Genomic DNA, 20,787 nt, shown 5'->3' with positions numbered 1-20,787 from the left:
GTCACGGCCCGTCCAGGCCGGGCCAGACGATCAGGAGGCGGCGGACCCGGGTCGCGCGGACCACCGTGTCGGCCACCGCGTCGAAGGTCGGGTGCTCGGTGGGGCCCGCGCCGGCCAGGTTCAGGGTCCAGCCCCGGGTGTGCCGGTGCGCGAAGGCGAGCGGCCGGTCGGCCAGCGCGCGGGGCGCGTCTCCGTCCCGGAACGAGACGGCCAGATCGGGTGCGGTCACGGCGGGGTCGACCTCCGGGGTCGGTCGGGGCACCGGCCGGTGCCGATCAACGGGTGCCCCATACCGTAGTGCCATGTGGCCTCTTCGGTCACCCGCAGGAGGCCATCTGCGCCGGTTCTCGCGTGGCCTCACGCTCGCGGGTGCTTGACTCGCTGGCGTGCTGAGTGACCTTGAGGACGCGGCGCGTGCCTACCGGGCCGCGCAGGACGCCGTGACCGAGGCCCAGCAACGCGTCGCCGAGGCCCGCGCGGAGGTTCCCGCCGCCCGGGAGCGGCTGGGCCAGGAGATCGTCCGGGCGACCCTCGCGGGCGTCCGCCAGGTCGACGTGATGGCGGCCTCGGGCTACTCCCGGGAGCAGGTGCGTCGGATCCTGCGCTCCGCGGGCGTCGAGGCCGGATAGCCTCAGGTGGCGCAGAGGCCGGCGACCGGGTCCATCCAGTCCGGCATCTTCGCCAGCAGGGTCTTGTTCAGGTCCGTCGTGGTCTTGACCTTGTCGAAGAGGCCCTTGTCCGCGGCGCTCTTGGAGAACTTGGTCGCCGAGACCTGGCCCGCGGCCTTGAGGTCGGGATCCTCGGCCTTCGCGGTCTCCTTGCGGATCTTGTCGCCGACGTCCTTGAGCTCCTTGCTCGCGGCCTTGCGGGCCAGCTCGGCCTCGTCGGCCTGCTTCGCCTCCTTGTAGGCGATCATCCGGCCCATCGCGGTGCCGAACTCGGCGACGTCCGCGTCGAAGATCTTGTTGACCGCGGTGCAGACAATGCGGGTGTTCGCGTAGTAGTTCGGCGCCGCGACGGTGGTCGCCGGTGCTGTGACGTCCACCGCGGGTGCCTCTGCGATGTTCTCCGTGCCGCTGTCGCCGCCGCTGCCGCAGGCGGCTCCGGTGAGGAGCAGGCCGCACAGGGTGACGGCGAGGAGGGCGCTTCGCATGACAGAGTCCTGTTCGTCGGGGGGTCCAAACCCTTCGCGACGATACGTTCCGCCCCGGGCGTCGTCCAACCGGGAGTAATCCTCCATACGCGAACAGCCCGCCCGCGACACCGCGCCGGACGAGCTGGACGCCCCCGTTCGAAGCCGTTCCGCACCGTCTGGGGCGATGTCGAGACATCCGGAGCGGAACGGCCTGCCGAACAGGCTGGGTGATGTCGCTCTCGTTCCGCTGTCGTACGGCTCTCGTCGGGGCCGCCCGCCGAGCCCGCGTTCGTTATCGTCTATCCCTCGACGGGCGGAACCGGGGGGTGGCCTGATGCGATTCGGCATTCTGGGTGCCCTCTCCGTGACCGCTGCCGGGCGGGAGGTGGCGATCACCGCCGCCCGCGACCGGGTCGTGCTGGCGATGCTCCTGCTGCACCCGGGCCGGATCGTCGGCGCGGATGTCCTGATCGACGCGGTCTGGGAGGACGGCCCGCCGGCCACCGCGCGCGGCCAGCTGCAGACCTGCGTCTCCCGGCTGCGGCGCGACCTGCCGCCGGGCGCGATCCTGACCGACCCCGCCGGGTACGGCATCCGGCTCGGCGACGACGACCTCGACGCCGCCGTGTTCACCCGGTTGGTCGATCAGGCGCGGGCGGTCGCGGGCGCCGATGCCGACGCCGCCCGCAAGTCCCTCCGGGAGGCGCTCGCGCTGTGGCGGGGACCGGCGCTGACCGGACTCGACGCCCCCGCGGTCCGGCACCGCGCCGCCGCCCTGGACGAGCGGCACGCCGTCGCGACCGAGGACTGGGCCGAACTCGAGCTAGCCGGCGGCGGCGATCCCAATCTGGTGGCCGAGCTGACCGGGCTGGTGGAGCGGTTCCCGCTGCGCGAGCGCTTGCGGGGGCAGCTGATGTTGTCGCTGTGCCGGATCGGCCGGCAGGCCGACGCGCTGGCCGAGTACCGCCGGATCTGCGAACTGCTACAGACCGAGCTGGGTATCGACCCCGGTCCGGCGTTGCAGGAGATGCAGCGGCGCGTCCTGACCGGCGACATCGCGCCCGCGGCGGTGCCGTCGCCGGCCCCGGTGCGCTGCCTGCCACGCACCGTCGGTGACTTCACCGGGCGCGAGGACGCGGTCCGCCGGCTGGTCGCCGCCGCGGCGGCGGGCGCCGCCGACGGCCCGGCCCTGGTGATGATCGACGGCATGGCCGGCTGCGGCAAGACGACGCTGGCGCTGCACGTCGCGAGCCAAGTCGGCGACGGCTACCCGGACGCCCACCTCTTTCTGGACCTGCAGGGACACAGCGAGAACGAGCCGCTCGAGACGGGCGCCGCGCTGCTGATCCTGCTGCGCCAGCTCGGCGTGCAGGCGGAGCTGATACCGGCGGGCCTGGTCGAGCGGGTCGCGCTGTGGCGGACCGAGCTCAGCCGGCGCCGGGCGCTGGTCGTTCTCGACAACGCGGCATCGAGCGCGCAGATCACGAGTCTGCTGCCCACCTCGGCGGGAAGCCTGGGTCTGATCACCAGCCGGCGCCGGCTGGCCGGCCTCGACAGCGTGCGCCTGGAGTCGCTGCCGGTGCTGAGCGCGTCCGAGGCGTACGTGCTGCTGGAGAAGATCGTCGGTTTCCGGGTGGCCGCGGAGCCGACCGCGGCGCTGGAGGTGGTGCAGCGCTGCGGGCGGCTGCCCCTGGCGATCCGGCTGGCCGGTTCCCGGCTGGCGCACCGGCCGCGGTGGCGGGTGACGGACCTGGTCCGGCGGCTGGGAGAGTCGGTGTTGCCGGAGCTGGCGGCCGAGGACCGGACGGTGGCAAGCGCCTTCGCACTCTCCTACCGGCAGCTGAGCGAGCCCGCGCAGCGGGTGTTCCGGCTGCTCGGTCTGCACCCGGGAGAGCGGTTCGAGACGCTGGCGGTGGCGGCGCTGACCGGGCTGCCGCGGGACCGGGCGCAGGACGTCCTGGACGACCTGGTGGACGTGAATCTGATCGAGGAGCCGGAGCCGGAGTTGTTCCGGCTGCACGACTTGCTGCGGCAGTACGCCGCGGCCCTGGCCGGGGAGATTCCGGCCGCCGAGCGCCGCGCCGCCGTCGCCGCCCTGCTCGACTTCCACCTGCACGCGATCGCGGCCACGAACCCGCTGCCCCGCCGCGAACACCTCGACCGCGACCTGCGGCTCGATCGGCCGGACCGGCCCGACCTGCTGGCCGCGCTCGCGGACCCCAGCCGGCACATCGAGCGGGAGCGGCCTTACCTGCCCGCGTTCGTCGACGCGGGCCTGGCCATCGACCGGCCGGACTTCGCCTGGCGGCTGCCCCGGGCGGCCTGGCGGCACCTGTACGTGCGGGGCTACATGAGCGAGCTCGAGCTGCTGCTGGGTCGCGGGCTGACGGTGGCGCGGGACCTCGGCGACCAGGCCGCGGTGGCGACGTCCGCCAACTATCTCGCGTCCTGCGCCCATCGGCGCGGTCGCCAGGACGAGGCCCGCACGCTCCTGGAGGAGGCCGCCCGGCTGCGGCGCGGACTGGGCGACGACCTTGGCCTGTCCACGGTGCTGGGCAATCTCGGCGCCGTCTACGACACGCAGGGCCGCTTCGCCGAGATGATCGAGATCAGCGACACGCAGCGGGGCCTGCGGGTCAAGGCCTACCGCGACGACCGGATGAACGTCGCGCTGCGCTACAACTGCGCCGGCCTCGGCCATTTGCGGCTCGGCGAGCTGGAGCAGGCGCAGCGGTTCTTCCGGCTCCGCCTCCAGCTGGCGATCGAGATGCGGGAGACCGTCGGCGTCGCCACCGTCTTCCTGCACCTTGCGATGGTCAAGCGGAAGCTCGGTGCGCGCGTCGAGGTCACGCGGCGCATGCTGACGGCGGCGCTTCGGCTCTACCGCGCGGAGGGTTACGCGAGCGGCGAGTCGGAGGCGCTGGCCGAGATGGCGCTGGTCTACCACGCGGAGGGTCGGACCGAGGCGGCGCTCGACCTGCTCCGGCAGGCCCTCGCCATCGCCGAGCGCATCGAGAACCGCCGCCACGAGGGGCTGTGCCGCAGCTACCAGGGCGAGGTGCTGCTGGCGTCGGGTGAGGCCAGGAGTGCCCGGGAGAGCTACGAGCGGGCGCTGAAGCTGATGGACAACCGGTTCCCGTTCGAGCGGGCGACGGCGCTGGCCGGGCTGGGATCCCTCTGCGCGGCGCAGGACGATCCCGCCGCCGCCCGGATCTACTGGGGGCAGGCGCTGGAGCTCTTCACCCGGATGGGGGTGCCGGAGCGGCTCGACGTCGGGAGGCGGCTGGCGGCGCTGGAGAGTGGCACGGATCGACTGCGGTCCCCGGGCGACGGGGGCAGGATGGAATCGTGACGACGACTGACGAGAGCGGTTACCGGATCGAGCGCGACACGATGGGCGAGGTCCGCGTGCCGGCCGACGCCCTGTGGCGGGCGCAGACCCAGCGGGCGGTGGAGAACTTCCCGATCTCCGGGCGTGGGATCGAGTCCTCGCACATCCGGGCCCTGGCCCAGATCAAGGGCGCGGCGGCGCAGGTCAACGCCGCTCTGGGCGTACTGGATGGGGATGTCGCGACGGCGATCATGAAGGCCGCGGCGCACGTCGCGCACGGTGGTTTCGACGACCAGTTCCCGATCGATGTGTTCCAGACCGGCTCGGGCACGTCGTCGAACATGAACGCCAACGAGGTCATCGCGACGCTCGCGTCGCGCGAGCTGGGCCGGGCGGTGCACCCGAACGACCACGTCAACGCCTCGCAGTCCAGCAACGACGTCTTCCCGTCGTCGATCCACCTGGCCGCCGCCGAGGCCGTCACCAGCAGCCTGATCCCGGCCCTGGACCACCTGGTGGTCGCCTTGGCCGCGAAGGCGAACGACTGGTCGGAGGTGGTCAAGGCGGGCCGGACGCACCTGATGGACGCGACGCCGGTCACCCTGGGCCAGGAGTTCTCCGGGTACGCGGCGCAGGTGCAGAACGGCATCGACCGGCTGACCGACGCGCTGCCGCGGCTCGCCGAGCTGCCGCTGGGCGGCACCGCGGTCGGCACCGGGGTCAACACGCCGCCGGGCTTCGCGCCCGCCGTCATCCTGCTGCTCAAGAAGGTGACCGGGCTGCCGCTGAGCGAGGCGCGCAACCACTTCGAGGCACAGGGCGCCCGGGACGCGCTGGTCGAGACGTCCGGGCAGCTGCGGGTCGTCGCGGTCAGCCTCTACAAGATCGTCAACGACATCCGCTGGATGGGATCCGGCCCGCGCGCCGGCCTGCGCGAGCTGCGCCTGCCCGACCTACAGCCGGGTTCGTCGATCATGCCGGGCAAGGTGAACCCGGTGGTGCCCGAGTCGGTGCGCCAGGTGGCGGCGCAGGTCATCGGCAACGACGCGGCCGTGGCGTTCGCCGGCAGCCAGGGCGACTTCGAGCTCAACGTCATGCTCCCGGTGATGGCCCGCAACCTGCTCGAGTCGATCAAGCTGCTGGCCGCCGCGGCGCGGATGCTCGCGGACCGCTGCATCGCGGGCCTCGAGGTCAACCACGACGTGGTGCGCGGGTACGCCGAGGGTTCGCCGTCGATCGTCACGCCGCTGAACCGGTACCTCGGCTACGACGAGGCGGCCGCGATCGCGAAGCAGGCGCTGAAGGAGAACAAGACCATCCGGGCGGTGGTGATCGAGCGGGGCCACGTCGCCAGCGGGGTGCTGACCGAGGAGGAGCTGGACGCGACGCTGGACGTGCTGCGGATGACCCGGCCCTGACCCACCCCCGCGGGGCCTGTGGATGACCCTGTGGATAACCCGCTCTCGGGCGGGACGTCGCCCGCTCGCGACGGTCGGTACCCTTGTACGGTGACGCTCCGCCTACATGACACCGCGACCCGATCCGTCCGGGACTTCGTCCCGATGACGCCCGGTCAGGTCGGTATCTACCTGTGCGGCCTCACCGTGCAGTCGATACCGCACATCGGGCACCTGCGCTCCGCCGTCAACTACGACGTGTTGCGCCGCTGGTTGCTGCACATCGGCTTCGAGGTCACCTTCATCCGCAACATCACCGACGTCGACGACAAGATCCTCACGAAGTCGCTGGAGTCGGGCCGGCCCTTCTGGGCGATCGCGTACGCGAACAAGCTCGTCCTCGACGCCGACTACAGCTCGCTCAACGTGCTGCCGCCGACCTACGAGCCGCTCGCCACCGCGCACATCACCGAGATGCACGAGCTGATCCGCGAGCTGATCGAGCGCGGCCACGCCTACGAGTCGGCCGAGGGCAACGGCGACGTCTACTTCGACGTGCCCAGCTTCAAGGAGTACGGCTCGCTCTCCGGCCAGCGGCCGGAGGACATGCTGTCCGCCGGCGGCACGCCCGAGCGGGGCAAGCGGCACCCGGCCGACTTCGCCCTGTGGAAGGGCGTCAAGGCCGACGAGCCCGGCGACGCCTCCTGGGCCTCGCCGTGGGGCCGCGGCCGGCCCGGCTGGCACATCGAGTGCTCCGCGATGGCCCGGCGCTACCTCGGCGCCGAGTTCGACATCCACGGCGGCGGGCTCGACCTGACCTTCCCGCACCACGAGAACGAGATCGCCCAGTCCCGCTCGGGCGGGCTGCCGTTCGCCCGCTACTGGGTGCACCACGCGCTGCTCAACCTCGGCGAGGCCAAGATGAGCAAGTCGCTGGGCAACGTCATCGACGTGCGGGCCGTGCTGGAGATGGGCATCCGGCCGGTCGAGCTGCGCTACTACCTCGGCGTGCCGCACTACCGCTCGCGCATCGACTACTCCGACGACGCGCTGCGCGAGGCCGCGACGGCGTACCGGAGGATCGAGGGCTTCGTGCACCGGGCCGTCGAGGTCGTCGGCGCCGGCCGCCCGAAAGAGGTGCCGCCGGAGTTCGCCGCGGCGATGAACGACGACCTCAACACGTCGGCGGCGCTGGCCGTCGTGCACGACACGATCCGCGAGGGCAACACCGCGCTGGCCGCGAACGACGAGACGGGCGTGCGCGCCGCGCTGACCGCGGTGCGTGCCATGCTCGGCGTCCTCGGCCTCGACCCGCTCGACGCCGCGTGGCACGAGGGCGAGGGCGGCGGCGACCTCAAGCCGGTCGTCGACTCGCTGGTGGCCCTCGCACTCGATCAACGCGCGCAGGCGCGGGCACGCAAGGACTGGGCGGCGGCCGATTCGGTCCGCGACCAGCTCAAGAACGCGGGAGTTCAGGTGGAGGACACTCCGGCCGGGCCGCGCTGGACGGTAGGAGAGCAGCACTGATGCCGGGAAATTCCTTCAACGCGAGCAAGCGCGTCACCTCCAAGAAGGGTGCGTCGGCCGGGTCCGGCGGCAAGAACCGGGCGGGCCTGAAGGGCCGGGGCAAGACGCTGCCCGCCGACGAGCGTCCGTGGCACAAGGGCTACTCGGGCACCGAGAAGCTCCCCGACAAGACCGCCCGCAAGCAGGACAAGGAGCGGCGCGCCGCCGCCGCCGAGGGCCGGGCGCCCAAGGTCGGCATCCCGGGCAGCAAGGACACCACCTGGGGCCGGGGTGGCGGCCGCGCCACCGGCCGGCCGGCTCCGCAGCGCGGCGGCCGGGTGCAGGGCCGCAGCGGGCCGAGGGTCGCGCCCGGACGCCGGTCGAACCCGACCAAGGAGGGCCCGGAGCTGCTGCTCGGCCGCAACCCGGTGACCGAGGCGCTGCGCGCGGCGATTCCGGCGACGGCCCTCTACGTGGCGCACGGCATCGACATCGACGACCGGGTCTCCGAGATCGTCCGGACGGCCGGTGACCGGGGCATCCCGATCCTGGAGATCAGCCGGCTCGAGCTCGACCGGATGACCGGCGGCGTCCTGCACCAGGGCGTCGGCCTCCAGGTGCCGCCGTTCGCGTACGAGAACTTCGACGACCTCGTGGCCGCGGCGATGGAGCAGACCGCGCCGCTGCTGGTCGCCCTCGACGGGGTGACGGACCCGCGCAACCTGGGTGCCGTGATCCGTTCGGTTGCCGCGTTCGGCGCGCACGGCGTCTTCATGACCGAGCGCCGGGCGGCCGGCATCACCGCGACCGCCTGGCGCACCAGCGCCGGCGCGGCCGCGCGGGTGCCGGTGTCGCAGGTGGTCAACCTGACCCGGGCGATCAAGGCCGCCCAGCAGGCCGGTTTCACCGCGATCGGGCTGGACGCCGACGGCGAGACGGACCTCTACCAGCTCGAGGCCGCGGTCGGCCCGCTGCTCGTCGTGGTCGGCTCCGAGGGGCGCGGCCTGTCCCGCCTGGTCGGCGAGACCTGCGACCTGCGGGTGAGCATTCCGATGATGTCCGAAGTGGAGTCGCTGAACGCCAGCGTCGCCGCCGCGGTCACCCTGGCCGAGGTCGCCCGCCGCCGCGTATACGGGTAGGCGCGCACTGCCTGTAACGTGACGGGCCGGGTAACCGGTGGCGGAGGTGCAGGGGGCAATGACCGACGGCTTTGTGCTCGGCGTCGACCTGGGCACGTCGCACACGGTCGCGATGCTGCGCTGGCCGGACGGCCGTACCCGGCCGCTGCTCTTCGACGGCCAGCCGCTGCTGCCCTCGGCCGGCTATCTCGACACGACGGGCCGGCTGCACGTCGGCCGTGACGCGGTCCGCCTCGGCCAGGCCGAGCCGGGCCGCCTCGAGCCGAACCCGAAGCGGCACGTCGACGCCGAGACGGTGCTGCTCGGCGGCGCCGAGGTGCCGACGGCCGACCTGCTGGCGGCGCTGCTGGCCGCGGTGGCCCGGGAGGCCGTCGCCGCGACGGGCTTCCTGCCGCCCGCGGTGCTGACCTATCCGGCGGCGTGGGGCTCGCGCCGCCGGGCGGTGCTGACCACCGCCCTGGCCCGCGCGGGCTGGCCGCCGGCGACCCGGCTGGTGGCCGAGCCGATCGCGGCGGCCCGCTACTTCGCGGACGTCCTGCGCCGCCCGGTGCCGGTCGGGTCGGCGCTCGCGGTCTTCGACTTCGGCGGCGGCACGCTGGACATCGCCGTCGTCCGCAACGAGGGCGTCACGCCGCAGGGCCAGCCGCGCTTCGCGGTCGCCGCGTCCGGCGGCGTCGACGACCTGGGCGGTCTCGACCTCGACGCGGCCCTGGTCGCGCACCTGGGCGCGACGCTGGAGAAGGACGAGCCCGCGGCCTGGGCCGCGCTGACCGAGCCGGTCACGCTCGCGCAGTGGCGGGCCCGGCGGCAGTTCTGGGAAGACGTACGCGGTGCCAAGGAGATGCTGTCCCGCACGGCCCTCGCCCCGGTGCCGGTGCCGGGGGTCGAGCAGGCGGTGCGGCTGACCCGCGAGGAGTTCGAGACGGCCGCCGGGCCGCTGCTGCGCCGCGGGGTGGCCGAGGCGGGCTCGGTGCTGCGCGCCGCGGGCCTGAACCCGGCCGACCTGGCCGGGTTGTTCCTGGTCGGCGGCTCGTCCCGGGTGCCGCTGGTGGCCCGGCTGCTGCACAGCGAGCTGGGCATCGCGCCGACGGTGCTGGAGCAGCCCGAGCTGCCGGTCGCCGAGGGCGCCATCATCGCGGCCGGTGCCCTGTCCGGGCAGGCCGCGAGCGCGACGCCGGCCGCCGCGGCCCCTGCGGTCGGCGCGGACGCGGCGCGGACGCCGGCCGAGCCGATGCGGGCGGCCGCGGTTCCCCCGGCGACGGACACGATGGCATCCGGCGGCCCGACCGGTCCGTCCGAGGCGCCCGCTTCGGCCCCGCCCGCTTCGGCCCCGCCCGCTTCGGCCCCGCCCGCTTCGGCCCCGCCGGTCTCGGCCCCGCCACAGCCCCGGCAGTCGCCCGCGAGCGGCAACGGCGCGCCTCCGTCGGCGGCCCGGCCCGGTGGGGATGAGCCGAACTACGCCGAGCCCGTCGACCCGTGGGCCACCGGGGAGGCGGCCGCGTTCGGCAACGCGGGCGGGCCGGTCGTCCACCCGGTCTCCGGCGCACCGCATTCGCCCGCCCCCGCCGGCCCGGTGTCGCCCCCGGGCGGTACCTGGCTCGCCTCCACGCAACCCGAGCCCGCGCCGAAGCTCCCCGCGTACCGGAGGAAGGGCCTTTGGATCGTCGCGGCGGTGACCGTCGCGGTGCTCGGGATCGCCGCGACCGCCGTCGTGCGGCTCTGGCCCGGCTATCCCGCGCTGGACTATCGCCCGCTCACCGACGAGCACCGGATCAAGCCCGTCGCGCCCGTCACCTCGGCGTTCAACGCGACGGCCCTGCGCGGCGGGCGGGCCTACTTCGCCAGCGCCGACGACAAGGGGACGCTCGGCGTCGTCGCGGCCGTCACCGACAGCGGCGAGAAGGCCTGGAGCAGCGTCGAGGCCGGCACCGCCGCCCGCTGGGAGCACTTCTTCACGCTGCCGGACGCGGTGGTCGCGATCACCGACACCGACTCGGTCACCAGCACGCGGCGCATGGTGCTGCTCGACCCCGGCAAGGGCGGCAAGCTGTGGGACCGCTCCGTCGGCCGCGACGACGGCCTGGTCTTCGCCGGCGACAAGGTGGTGCTCGTCGACCGGACGGAGAACAGGCTCGTCGGGCTGAAGGTCGGCGACCAGGGCAAGGTCGGCTGGGAGCTGAAGACCCCCAGATCCGAGTACGGCACGACGACCACCAAGGTCATCGCGGCGACCACCGAGGCCGACCTCGCCGGGCCCGCGACCGTCGCCGGGGTGCCGTTCGCCGAGCCGCTCGACGACGACGAGCGGATCGTGCAGATCGGCGCCGACCGGTCCGCCCGCGTCATCGACGTGTCGACCGGCGACGTGTCGGCCGGGCCGCGGCAGAGCGTGGCCGACCCGGACGACGAGGTGGTCGCGCACAACGGCCGGCTCGTCGTGTCCGAGTCCGGCGACTCGCACCGGCTGGTCGCCTACGACCTGGCGAAGCTGGACGAGCCGACGGTGCTCTACACGGCGCCGAACGCGAACACCCGGTTCGACCACCTGACCGCCTGCGGCGCCGACCGGATCTGCGTGGTCGAGACGACGGGGTCCGACGCCAAGACCGCGCGGGTGGTGGCGGTCGACGCCACCGGGAAGGGCACCGCGTGGCGCCGGACGGTCGCCGACGTCAACGGGCTCGTACCCGTCGGCGAGGCCGTGCTCGCCACCCGGAACACGTCGCCGGAGCAGACCAGCCTGCTCGACGCCGACGGCCGCGTGGCGTGGACCCGGGGCGGGGTCGTCGGCCGGCTCGACGGCGGCAACCTGCTGCAGTTCTCGAAGGCGCTCTCCACCTCGGCCGACGACCCGGGGCTCGCCGGCGAGCACCTCGGCGACGACCCCGTGCCGCTCGGCTCGCTCGACGGGATCCGGTCGTCGACCTGCTCGTGGGACACGAGCCATCTGGCCTGCGTCGCCGCCGAGGACTTCGTCATCCAGCGCTTCGCCGGCTGACGCCGGACGCGGAGAAGGGCGGCCCCCAGGTGGGGAACCGCCCTTCTACTGACGCTTGCCTCGGATCAGATCCGCTGGCCGGTGCCGGCGTGGAACACGTGCACGTGGTTGGCCTCGGGCTTGATGAACACGGTCTCGCCCATGGTCGGCATCGAGCGCCGGTCGGTGCGGACCACGAACCGCTCCTGGCCGCCGTCGAGGGCCGCGTGGCCGTAGACGTTGGCGTCCGAGCCGAGGTCCTCGACCAGGTCGACGACGATCGGCAGGCCACCCTCGGTCGGGGAGACCAGGTCGGTCGCCTCGGGCCGGAAGCCGATGGTCACCTTGCCGCCCTCGTCCTTGGCGGCCGCGACCTGCTCGCGGGTCAGCGGCACGGCGAGCTCGGCGAACGCCGCACCCGACTCGGTCAGCGGGACGGTCTTGAGGTTCATGGCCGGGGAGCCGATGAAGCCGGCGACGAAGACGTTGCCCGGGTTGTCGTACAGCACCCGGGGGGTGTCGCACTGCTGCAGCACGCCGTCGAGCATGACCGCCACCCGGTGGCCCATCGTCATGGCCTCGACCTGGTCGTGGGTCACGTAGACGGTGGTGATGCCCAGCTTGGCCTGCAGCGTCGCGATCTGCGAACGGGTCTGTACGCGCAGCTTGGCGTCGAGGTTCGACAGCGGCTCGTCCATGAGGAAGACCTGCGGCTCACGCACGATCGCGCGGCCCATCGCGACGCGCTGGCGCTGACCGCCGGAGAGCGCCTTCGGCTTGCGGCTCAGGTACTCGTCCAGCTGCAGCAGCTGGGCGGCCTCCTTGACCCGGCGGTCGATCTCCGCCTTCGGGGTCTTGCGCAGCTTCAGGGCGAACGCCATGTTCTCGTACACCGACATGTGCGGGTACAGCGCGTAGTTCTGGAAGACCATCGCGATGTCGCGGGACTTCGGGGGGAGGTTCGTGACGTCCTTGCCCTGGATGAGGATGCGTCCCCGGTCCACGTCCTCCAGGCCGGCGAGCATGCGCAGGCTGGTGGACTTGCCGCAACCGGAGGGGCCGACGAGGACCAGGAACTCGCCGTCGCCGATCTCGAGGTCCAGCTCGTTGACCGCGGGGCGCTCCTGCCCGGGATAGATCCGGGAGGCCTTCTCGTAGGTGACCGTAGCCATGGTGAATCGACTTCCTTTCCACCGGCAGGAACGTGCCGGACGATCCGAGTGGGAGGAACTGTGTGGCCAGGCCACACGACCGCCACCGTAAGGCTTTTTTTCGCAACTGCCAAGGTCGCGCCCGGCAAAGGGTGCTCAGCCTGCCCGATCGTCAGCCGGTATGCTGTTCGCGCGCCCCTGTAGCTCAGTTGGCCAGAGCACCTGTCTTGTAAACAGGATGTCGTCGGTTCGATTCCGACCGGGGGCTCCGCGAGCACGCACGGTGCGTCAAGGGTGGGCAGGCGTCGATCTGGCGTCGGTGGCCGCCTGGTGGACGGCGTGGAGCAGTTCCCGGGCGGTGAACGGTTTGTGGATCATCGGGACCCCCTCGGCGCGCAGGCGGTGCACCTTGGCGATGTCCTCGGCGTAGCCGGAGACCAGCAGTACCGGCATCGCCGGGTACCACCGGCGGACCTCGTCGATGAGCTCCAGGCCGGACATCTCGGGCATGATGACGTCGGTGATCAGCAGGTCGAACGGCGCCCGGCCGAGCTGGTCGAGGGCGGCCCGGCCATGCCCGGCGGTGGCGACCCGGTAGCCGTGGCGTTCGAGGATGCGGCTGGCGACCCGGCGTACCTCGATGTCGTCCTCGGCCAGCAGGATGTGCCGGCCGTCACCGCGGGGTAGCGGCGCCGAGGTGCCGGCCGGGGCCGGTTCTTCCGTGTCGGCCAGGGGCAGCAGGATGTGGAACGTGGTGCCGGCGCCGGGTTCGGAGGTGACGGTGACGGTGCCGCCGGCCTCGGTGACGATGCCGTACACGGTGGCCAGCCCGAGGCCGGTGCCGTGCTGCTTGGCCTTGGTGCTGAAGAAGGGCTCGAAGATGCGCGCGGCGATCTCCGGGGACATACCGCTGCCGGTGTCGGTCACCTGGAGCTGGGCGTAGGAGCCGGCGGCCAGCGGTGGTCGCCGGTCCGGGTCGTCGGGAAGGTCGACCGCGCCGGCCGCCATGACGATCATGCCGCCGCCGGGCATCGCGTCGCGGGCGTTGATCACGAGGTTGAGCAGGATCTGTTCCAGGCGGCTTCGGTCGGCCCGGACGGTGAGGGGCCGCTCGGCCGTGTGGGCGAGCAGGTCGATGTGTGCGCCGATGGTGCGCTCGAGCAGCGCGCGGGTCTCACCGATCACGGCGTTGAGGTCGATGAGTTCCGCGTTGGCGGATTCCTGGCGGGCGAAGAGGAGCAGTTGCCGGGTCAGGTTGCGGGCGCGCTCGCCGCCGTCGCGGGCGCGGAGGAGGTCGTTTCGCAGGTCCGGGTCGGTGGCATGCTCCAGGGCGAAGTCGACGTAGTTGAGGATGATCGCGAGCAGGTTGTTGAAGTCGTGTGCGATGCCGCCGGCGAGCTGGCCGAGGCTCTCCAGCCGTTCCGCGCCGGCGGAGCGTTCGAGGAGGTGTTTCTGGGCGGTGATGTCGCGCGAGATGATGGCGGAGCCCACCACGGCGCCATCCTGGCCACGCACCGGCGACACGCTCGTCGACACGTCGTAGAAGGTGCCGTCCTTGCGGACCCGTCGGGTATCCAGCACGCTCACGCGCTCGCCGGCGGCCAGCCGGGCCAGGAGGCTCGGCACGATCTTCGCCAGCTCCGGCATGACCAGCATGGTGACGTCGCGTCCGAGCACCTCCGATGCCGTCAGGCCGGAGATTCGCGCCGCGCTGTCGTTCCAGGTGGTGATCGTGCCCTCGAGGTCGATGGTGAAGATCCCGTCCTCCGAGGATTCCACGATGGCGGCGTGCGCCGACTTGTTCTCGGCCGCCTGGTAGCCGCGCTGCTCCAGGACCTGCTGATGGCGGGCGACGGCCATGCTGAGCACGGTTGTCCCGGCGATCATCCAGAGCCTAAGCACCTGGTCGGCGGTCCCGGACAACCCCTGCCATGACGACACGGTCCACGCCACCAGCAGAGCGAACGCCCCGACGGCGGCCACCACCCAGGGGCGCGCCGCCACCGCGGCCAGGACCGGCGCCATCGCGACAATCCCGAACAGCACGACCTGCGGTGATGTCATGAGGTCCGCGACACCGCCGACGATGATCATCAGCACTGCGGACGCGACAACCCACGCCCGCCACCGGTGAGCGCGGGCGCTCCACCAATGACCCTTCTTCATCGCGGCCCCCTGGAGCAGCGGCCGAACGCCGGGCAGCTGTCGGTCAGGAGTCCCACCGGCCCCCCACGAACCGCTGATCCCAGTGGTGACACGCGTCCAGCCTCGGCCCGGCAACTCGGCGGCCGCCGAGCTGGTCGCGACTCACCGCGTGCGGCAGGCCTGTTGTCTCAGGATCGCATGCCCCGACCGGGGAGCCACCCAGGTCCGCGGATTTGGGCGTCGGGGCCGCCGTCAGTTTTCGCAGCCGACCAGGGTGTCCTTCTTCGCCTTCTCGCAGTGGTCGCCGTATTCGGTGTTGCTGCCACCGTTCAGCAGGTCGACGACGTGCTTGTCGTAGTCGCCGCCGTCCAGGGAGTCGTCGCCGGCATCGCCGTAGATCTTGTCCTTGCCCTCGCCGCCGACGATCCAGTCGTTGCCGACGCCGCCGTGGATCACGTCGTTGCCGTCCCCGCCCATGAACGAGCCGTCCCCGGCGCCCCCGGTGATCCGGTCGTTCCCGGAGCCGCCGAAGAGGGACTCGACGTCGGCGCCGATGGTGTCGTGCTCACCGGCCTGCCCGTCGTCGCCCTTGACGCCGTCGGCGTCGATGACGACCGCCTTGGTGTAGCCGGTGTAGCCGGCCACGTCGGTGCCGGGCCCACCGAGCAGGACGTCCGCGGCGATCCCGAGCTCGGGATCGTCGCCGTAGAGCCAGTCGGTGTCCGCGCCGCCGTCGAGGCGGTCCCGGCCCAGTTCGCCGCTGAGGATGTCCCCGCCTGCGTCGCCGTAGAGCTTGTCGTTGCCCTCGGCGCCCCACAGATTGTCGTCGCCGGTGCCGCCGCGCAGGGTGTCATTGCCGGTCATGCCCCACAGGGTGTCCTTGCCGCCCCGGCCGTCGGCCTTGTCGTTTCCGCTGCCGGTCTGGATCTTGTCGCCCAGGGAGCCGCCGGTGACGGTGTCATTGCCGGTTCCGCTGTACGCGCTCATCCGCACGTTTGAGTTGTTGACGATCACGTCGTTGCGGCCGTAGGTGTAGATCGTGACCCGGGTGGGTGCCTTCTTCGTGGTGCACCTGACCTTGGTCTTGTCGCCCTTGACCTTCTTGCAGCCCTTGCCGGCGCTGACCGCGACCTTGTCGTCGATCGTGATCGTGTTGCCGGAGCGCGTGATCACCACCTTGTTCTGCTTGCCGCTCGCCGCGTTGTACTGGACCTTCGTGGCGGAGGTCACCGAGGCCACCCCGCTGCCGGCCGCCAGCGCGGGAGAGGCGACCGTCCCGACCGCGGCCATGGTGGACAGGGCGACACAGGCGGCCGCCGGCCAGGCGATTCGGGGCATGGTGGTCCTTCCAAGATCTTGATTGACGATGGAACGGTACCGTTTCATCACCAGCCAAGGAAGACCGTCCCGATCCATGCTCGGGTCGCGAACCCGCCTAGGGTGTCGCTATGCGCATCGAGCGGGTCGAGGACGCCGCGGCCGTGCACCGGGCCGCCGACCTTTTCGACGAGCCGCCGCTGGCGGCGGCGACCGAGAAGTTCCTCGCGCACCCGGGCCACCATCTGCTGTTCGCCTACGACGACGACCGCGCGGTCGGCATGATCTCCGGGGTCGAGATGACCCATCCGGACAAGGGCACGGAGATGTTCGTCTACGAGCTCGGCGTCGCGCCCGCCGCCCGGCTGCAGGGCATCGGCGCCGCCCTCGTCCGGGCGCTGGCCGACGTCGCCCGCGAGCGTGGCTGCTACGGCATGTGGGTCGGCACCGAGACCGACAACGAGGCCGCCCAGGCCACCTACCGCCGGGCCGGCGCCACCGAGGAGACCCCGTTCGTGCTGCTCAACTGGGACCTGGTCGCGGAAAGCGTCGAGCCCGCCCCGGGTACGCCCGGGGCGGGCTCGACGTCGTAACGCCCTACTTGAAGTCCGCGTCCTCGCCCGCGATCGGCCGGCCGCCGCTGGAGAAGGCCCGCCTGTCGCCGCCTGCCTCGTCGTCGATCGGCTCCTCGTGCACCCGCGGGTCCCGGACGGGCTCGTCGATGGCCGGGTCGACGGTCGCCGGGTCGACCACGGTTCCGCCGGCCGGCATGCTGGTGACGACGTCGTCGGCGTCCCGGTCGGTGTCCGTGCCGGTGTCCGTGCCGGTGTTCGCGTCGCCGCCCTTGTCGCCGTCGCCGTCGTCGGCGGCCTTCTTCTTGTCCGGCGTCTCGTTAACCGGCATCAGGCCGCCGAGGCCGCCGAGCAGCGGCAGGCCGCCGTCGAACAGCGCCGACTCGCTGCGCGAACCGACCGCCGGCAGGCCGCCACCGCCGCCGAGCAGACCGCCGCCGAGCAGGCTCCCGCCGAGCAGCCCGGTCGGGATGATGCTGGTCAGGTTGCCGGTCGGCAGGCCGCCGCCGACCCGGCCGACCTGGCCGGCCTTGCCGGCCACCCGGCGCCCGGCCAGCCCGCCGACGCTCGCGCCGCTGCCGGACACCGACCAGCCCGCGGGAACCAGGCCGGCGCCCTGCGACCGACCGGTCGGCCTACCGCCCTCGTTCTGCGCGAGACCGTCCTGGGGCAGGAGACCATCCTGCGGCAGGAGGCCGTCCTGCGGCAGCATGTCCGAAAGGGACGATCCGGAGGTCTGCAGGTCGGCGGCGTTCTGGCCCGGCCTGAAGCTCAGGAGCTGGGAGGCGCCGCCCAGCGGGCTCTCCAGGTTGAGGCCGCCGGCCGGATCCAGTCCGACACCCCGGCCGTTGGTCGCCTGCAGCAACCCGTCGGTCTGAATGGGGACCACGTCAGCCTGCGCGGGTGCCGCGCCGAGCAGCAGGACGCCGCCGACCACCGCCCCGGCGTAGAACCACTTGCGCATTGATCTTTCTCCTGCCGAAACTCGGGACGAATCGTTCGGAAAGGGCAACGACCGGCCTCCGTGGAGGGTTCGGGGGCCGACGGGTTCAAGCGCCGGTGATGATCGCCTGGCACGATGCGGACCATGGCCGCCGACCCCAATCGCGAACCCACCGGACGCGCGTTCGTGTCCCGCCTGCGGCGCAACGCCGACGGCCGGCCGCACTTCGTGATCTGCGGCGCCGACTCGCTCGTCTACACCGTCGCCGAGGAGCTGGCGAACGCCGGGCACCGGATCCGGCTCACCGTGGTCGTGCCGACCACGCTGCGCGGCGACGTTCCCGACCTGGCCAACCTGCGCGGCGTGCGGATCGTCCGGGCCGACCGGCTCGACGAGCGCACGTTCCGCAACGCGGGGCTCGCCGGCGCGGCCGCCCTCGGCCTGGTGATGCCCGACGACGTGGTCAACCTGCACGCCGCGCTCTGCGCGCAGGCCGTCGAGCCGGACCTGCGCCTGGTCATCCGGATGTTCAACAGCGGTCTCGGGTACGGCGTGCGCCGGCTCTTCGCCGACTGCGCGGTCCTCTCCGACGCGGCGATGGCCGCGCCGGCGTTCGTGGCCGCCTCGCTGGGCGAGGTGGCGCCGACCCACCTCCGCGTCGCCGGCCGCACCCTGTACGTGGCGCGCCGCGGCGAGGTGAGCCCGGACCGGCTGGTCTGCGCGCTGACCGCCGCGGACGGCGCCGGGCGCATCGACGTCCTGCCCGCGGAACCGCCGCCGGAGGCGCGACAGCCGACGGACCTGGTGCTCGCCGAGGCCTCCGGCCGTCCCGCGCCGGTCGTCGACGCGCAGCGCCGGATCCGGGCACGCCGGCGCCGCCGGCCGGTGCGGGTGATGGGCCGGGCGCTGCGGGCCGCGCTGAGCCGCAAGCTGGGCGTTGCGGTGCTGGTCACTCTGATCATCACCGTGGTGTCGGGCGCGGTGCTGGTGCACGCCGACCCGGTCGACGGGTTCTGGCAGTCGATCTACGTGACGCTGCTGACCGTCGTCGGATCGTCCGATGTGGAGGTGCAGCGCAACTCGGTCGCGCAGGCCGCCCAGCTGGTGCTGACCATCGCCGGGCTCGCGCTGCTGCCGCTGGTCACCGCCGCGGTGGTCGAGGGCATGGTGAACGCCCGGCTCGAGCTCAACAGCGGCCGGGTCGCCGCGCAGTACGAGGACCACGTCGTGGTCGTCGGCCTCGGCAGCGTCGGCACCCGGGTGCTGCGCCAGCTCAACGACCTCGGCGTCGACGTGGTGGCGATCGACCGCCGGGCCGACGCCCGCGGCTCGAAGGCCGCGCAGCAGCTGGGCGTGCCGTTCATCGTCGGCGACGCGGCGCGGGAGGACACGCTGCGCTCGGCGTCGATCGCCACGAGCCGGGCGCTGGTGGTCGTCTCCACCGACGACGTCACCAACCTGCAGGCCGCGCTGAACGCCCGCGCGGTCCGCCCGGATCTCCGCGTCGTGCTGCGCCTCTTCGACGACGACTTCGCACAGCGGGTGCAGACGGCCTTCAACATCGACATCTCGCGCAGCGTGTCCCGGCTGGCGGCGCCGACCTTCGCGGCGGCGATGTTGGAGCGCGAGGTGCTCGCCACCATCCCGGTCGACCGGCACGCGCTGCTGGTCGCCGCGGTGCGGGTCTTCGCCGGCTCCCCGCTCGACGGGCGGCCGCTGAGCCAGGCCGACCGGCCGCTGAGCGCCCGCGTGATCGGCCTGTCGGCGGCCGGCTCGGAGTGGGTGGACTGGTCGCCGGACCACGGGCGGGTGCTTGCGGCGGGTGACCGCATCATGATCGTGGCCCGCCGCGCGGGCCTGCGTGCCCTGGTGGAGCAGGCCAGCCCGCCACCGGGCCTGACCGGCCCGGCCGAGGCGCCGGCCTAGAGGGCGCTGACCTCCAGGCCCAGCACGGCCTGCTCGTCCGGCTTGTGTGCCAGCACGTCGGTCAGGTACGACTGGACCGCGGGCGCCATGCCGACGTCGCGGCCGGACTGCTCGGACAGCAGCCACTTGTGCTGGATGATCTGCGAGAAGATCTCCTGCGGCTCGAGCTTGCGGCGCAGGTGTGTCGGCACCGCCCGGACCACCGGCTCGAAGACCTCGGTGAGCCAGCGGTGCGCCGCCTGCTGCTCCTCGGTCAGGTCCGACTCGGCGCGGTAGGTGTCCAGGTCGTTGAGCAGCTGCCGGGCCTGGTTCTCCTCGGCGTCCAGGCCGGTCAGGCGGAGCAGCCGCCGGGTGTGGTAACCGGCGTCGACCACCTTCGGCCGGACCCGGTAGCCGCCGTCCACGGTGGACATCGCCACCTCGGCGACGTCGAAGCCCAGGTCGTTGAGGCGCCGGATGCGCCCCTCGATGTCGTGCCGGGCGTCGCGGGAGACCTCCTGCTCGTAGGTCACCTCGTGCCACAGCCGCTCGTAGCGCGCCACGATGTCGTCGACCACCGCCTCCGGGTCGATCGCCTCGTGCAGCAGCTCCGCGGCCTCCAGGTCCAGGCACTCGCCGAAGATGTTCAGCCGCAGGATCTCGATGTCCTCGCTGCGCTGGCCCTCGGAGAGCCGGGGGTGCAGGTTGCCGGTCTCGGCGTCGACCAGGTAGGCCGCGAACGCGCCCGCGTCGCGGCGGAACAGCGTGTTGGACAGCGAGCAGTCGCCCCAGGAGAAGCCGGTCAGGTGCATCCGGACGATCAGCGCGGCGAGCGCGTCGAGCAGCCTGTTCATCGTCTCGGGCCGCAGCGTGTGCGAGAAGAGCGCCCGGTACGGCAGCGAGAACTGCAGGTGCCGCGTGATCAGCACCGTCTCGAGTGGCTCGCCCGCGTCGTCCACCCGGTCGGTGACGACGGCGACCGCCTCGACGGCCGGGAAGTCGATCCGCTCGAGGGCGCGGAGCAGGTCGTACTCCCGTTCGGCAATCCGTTCGCGGGTCTCCTTGAGCGCGTAGACGGTGTCGTTGAGCTTGACGAACCGCACGACGTGCCGCGAGATGCCCTGCGGCAGCGCGACCAGGTGAGACGCGGGCCACTCCTCGAGCGGCACGCCCCACGGCAGGTCCAGCAGAGCCGGGTCGACAAGGGCGGACGTGATTCGCACCCAGCAAGTGTGCACGTTGCGGGCCGCGCGTCGCTGCCGCACGTGG

General features: G+C 72.7%; 15 protein-coding genes and 1 tRNA gene. 9 read left to right on the top strand and 7 right to left on the bottom strand.

The window, feature by feature from the left end; genetic code table 11:
- Position 1: 1 nt before the first annotated feature.
- On the bottom strand, positions 2 to 229 hold the full coding sequence (locus ACIBSW_RS05730; protein ID WP_354718356.1) for a hypothetical protein: 228 nt from the start codon (positions 227 to 229) through the stop codon (positions 2 to 4).
- Positions 230 to 386: 157 nt separating this feature from the next.
- On the opposite strand from ACIBSW_RS05730, the gene ACIBSW_RS05725 reads away from it, so the two are divergent.
- Complete coding sequence (locus ACIBSW_RS05725) at positions 387 to 629, top strand: hypothetical protein (RefSeq protein ID WP_354718358.1); 243 nt, start codon at positions 387 to 389, stop codon at positions 627 to 629.
- A gap of 2 nt (positions 630 to 631) precedes the next feature.
- On the opposite strand, the gene ACIBSW_RS05720 is transcribed toward ACIBSW_RS05725, so the two are convergent.
- Entirely contained in the window at positions 632 to 1,153 is a 522-nt protein-coding gene (locus tag ACIBSW_RS05720) for a hypothetical protein (protein WP_354718360.1), read from the bottom strand.
- 316 nt (positions 1,154 to 1,469) lie between these two features.
- Between ACIBSW_RS05720 and ACIBSW_RS05715 the strand changes: the two genes are divergently transcribed.
- The 5 genes from ACIBSW_RS05715 (at position 1,470) to ACIBSW_RS05695 (ending at position 11,506) form a co-directional block, all read left to right on the top strand.
- Positions 1,470 to 4,487, top strand: a complete 3,018-nt coding sequence (locus ACIBSW_RS05715; RefSeq protein WP_354718362.1) for a BTAD domain-containing putative transcriptional regulator — start codon at positions 1,470 to 1,472, stop codon at positions 4,485 to 4,487.
- Between the two features lie 41 nt (positions 4,488 to 4,528).
- Positions 4,529 to 5,884 (top strand): class II fumarate hydratase, encoded by a 1,356-nt coding sequence (locus tag ACIBSW_RS05710; protein ID WP_404799258.1) that lies wholly within the window; start codon positions 4,529 to 4,531, stop codon positions 5,882 to 5,884.
- A 90-nt stretch (positions 5,885 to 5,974) separates the two neighbouring features.
- The gene (gene cysS, locus ACIBSW_RS05705; protein ID WP_354718366.1) at positions 5,975 to 7,390 is read left to right on the top strand and encodes a cysteine--tRNA ligase; all 1,416 of its coding nucleotides are present in this window, start codon (positions 5,975 to 5,977) and stop codon (positions 7,388 to 7,390) included.
- Positions 7,390 to 8,508, top strand: a complete 1,119-nt coding sequence (rlmB, locus tag ACIBSW_RS05700) for a 23S rRNA (guanosine(2251)-2'-O)-methyltransferase RlmB (RefSeq protein ID WP_354718368.1) — start codon at positions 7,390 to 7,392, stop codon at positions 8,506 to 8,508. The genes cysS and rlmB overlap by 1 nt, the downstream gene beginning before the upstream one ends.
- Before the next feature lie 58 nt (positions 8,509 to 8,566).
- Entirely contained in the window at positions 8,567 to 11,506 is a 2,940-nt protein-coding gene (locus ACIBSW_RS05695; protein WP_354718370.1) for an Hsp70 family protein, read from the top strand.
- 65 nt (positions 11,507 to 11,571) lie between these two features.
- Here ACIBSW_RS05695 and ACIBSW_RS05690 read toward each other — a convergent pair whose 3' ends face one another.
- Positions 11,572 to 12,657, bottom strand: a complete 1,086-nt coding sequence (locus ACIBSW_RS05690; protein WP_354718372.1) for a sn-glycerol-3-phosphate ABC transporter ATP-binding protein UgpC — start codon at positions 12,655 to 12,657, stop codon at positions 11,572 to 11,574.
- A gap of 173 nt (positions 12,658 to 12,830) precedes the next feature.
- Here ACIBSW_RS05690 and ACIBSW_RS05685 point away from each other — a divergent pair.
- Positions 12,831 to 12,904, top strand: a tRNA-Thr gene (locus ACIBSW_RS05685).
- Positions 12,905 to 12,924: 20 nt separating this feature from the next.
- Here the strand turns inward: ACIBSW_RS05685 and ACIBSW_RS05680 are convergent.
- The gene (locus ACIBSW_RS05680; RefSeq protein WP_354718374.1) at positions 12,925 to 14,802 is read right to left on the bottom strand and encodes a PAS domain S-box protein; all 1,878 of its coding nucleotides are present in this window, start codon (positions 14,800 to 14,802) and stop codon (positions 12,925 to 12,927) included.
- Between the two features lie 231 nt (positions 14,803 to 15,033).
- Positions 15,034 to 16,119 carry a calcium-binding protein gene (locus tag ACIBSW_RS05675; protein WP_354718375.1) on the bottom strand — a complete coding sequence of 362 codons (1,086 nt, stop codon included), beginning with the start codon at positions 16,117 to 16,119 and terminating at the stop codon, positions 15,034 to 15,036.
- Between the two features lie 110 nt (positions 16,120 to 16,229).
- On the opposite strand from ACIBSW_RS05675, the gene ACIBSW_RS05670 reads away from it, so the two are divergent.
- Positions 16,230 to 16,691: a GNAT family N-acetyltransferase gene (locus tag ACIBSW_RS05670; protein ID WP_354718377.1), complete on the top strand. Its 462-nt coding sequence runs from the start codon at positions 16,230 to 16,232 to the stop codon at positions 16,689 to 16,691.
- A 4-nt stretch (positions 16,692 to 16,695) separates the two neighbouring features.
- Here the strand turns inward: ACIBSW_RS05670 and ACIBSW_RS05665 are convergent, their stop codons facing one another.
- Complete coding sequence (locus ACIBSW_RS05665) at positions 16,696 to 17,634, bottom strand: hypothetical protein (RefSeq protein WP_354718379.1); 939 nt, start codon at positions 17,632 to 17,634, stop codon at positions 16,696 to 16,698.
- Between the two features lie 123 nt (positions 17,635 to 17,757).
- Between ACIBSW_RS05665 and ACIBSW_RS05660 the strand changes: the two genes are divergently transcribed.
- Complete coding sequence (locus ACIBSW_RS05660) at positions 17,758 to 19,539, top strand: NAD-binding protein (RefSeq protein ID WP_354718381.1); 1,782 nt, start codon at positions 17,758 to 17,760, stop codon at positions 19,537 to 19,539.
- Here the strand turns inward: ACIBSW_RS05660 and ACIBSW_RS05655 are convergent.
- Entirely contained in the window at positions 19,536 to 20,741 is a 1,206-nt protein-coding gene (locus ACIBSW_RS05655) for a DUF4032 domain-containing protein (protein ID WP_354718383.1), read from the bottom strand. The two genes, ACIBSW_RS05660 and ACIBSW_RS05655, sit on opposite strands and share 4 nt — an antisense overlap.
- Positions 20,742 to 20,787: the final 46 nt, after the last annotated feature.

Origin of the sequence: Actinoplanes sp. NPDC049668 (assembly GCF_044465445.1) — a bacterium.
GTDB lineage: Bacteria > Actinomycetota > Actinomycetes > Mycobacteriales > Micromonosporaceae > Actinoplanes.
Note: the sequence above shows the minus strand (reverse complement) of the source record. Positions and strands in the feature narration are given on the sequence as shown.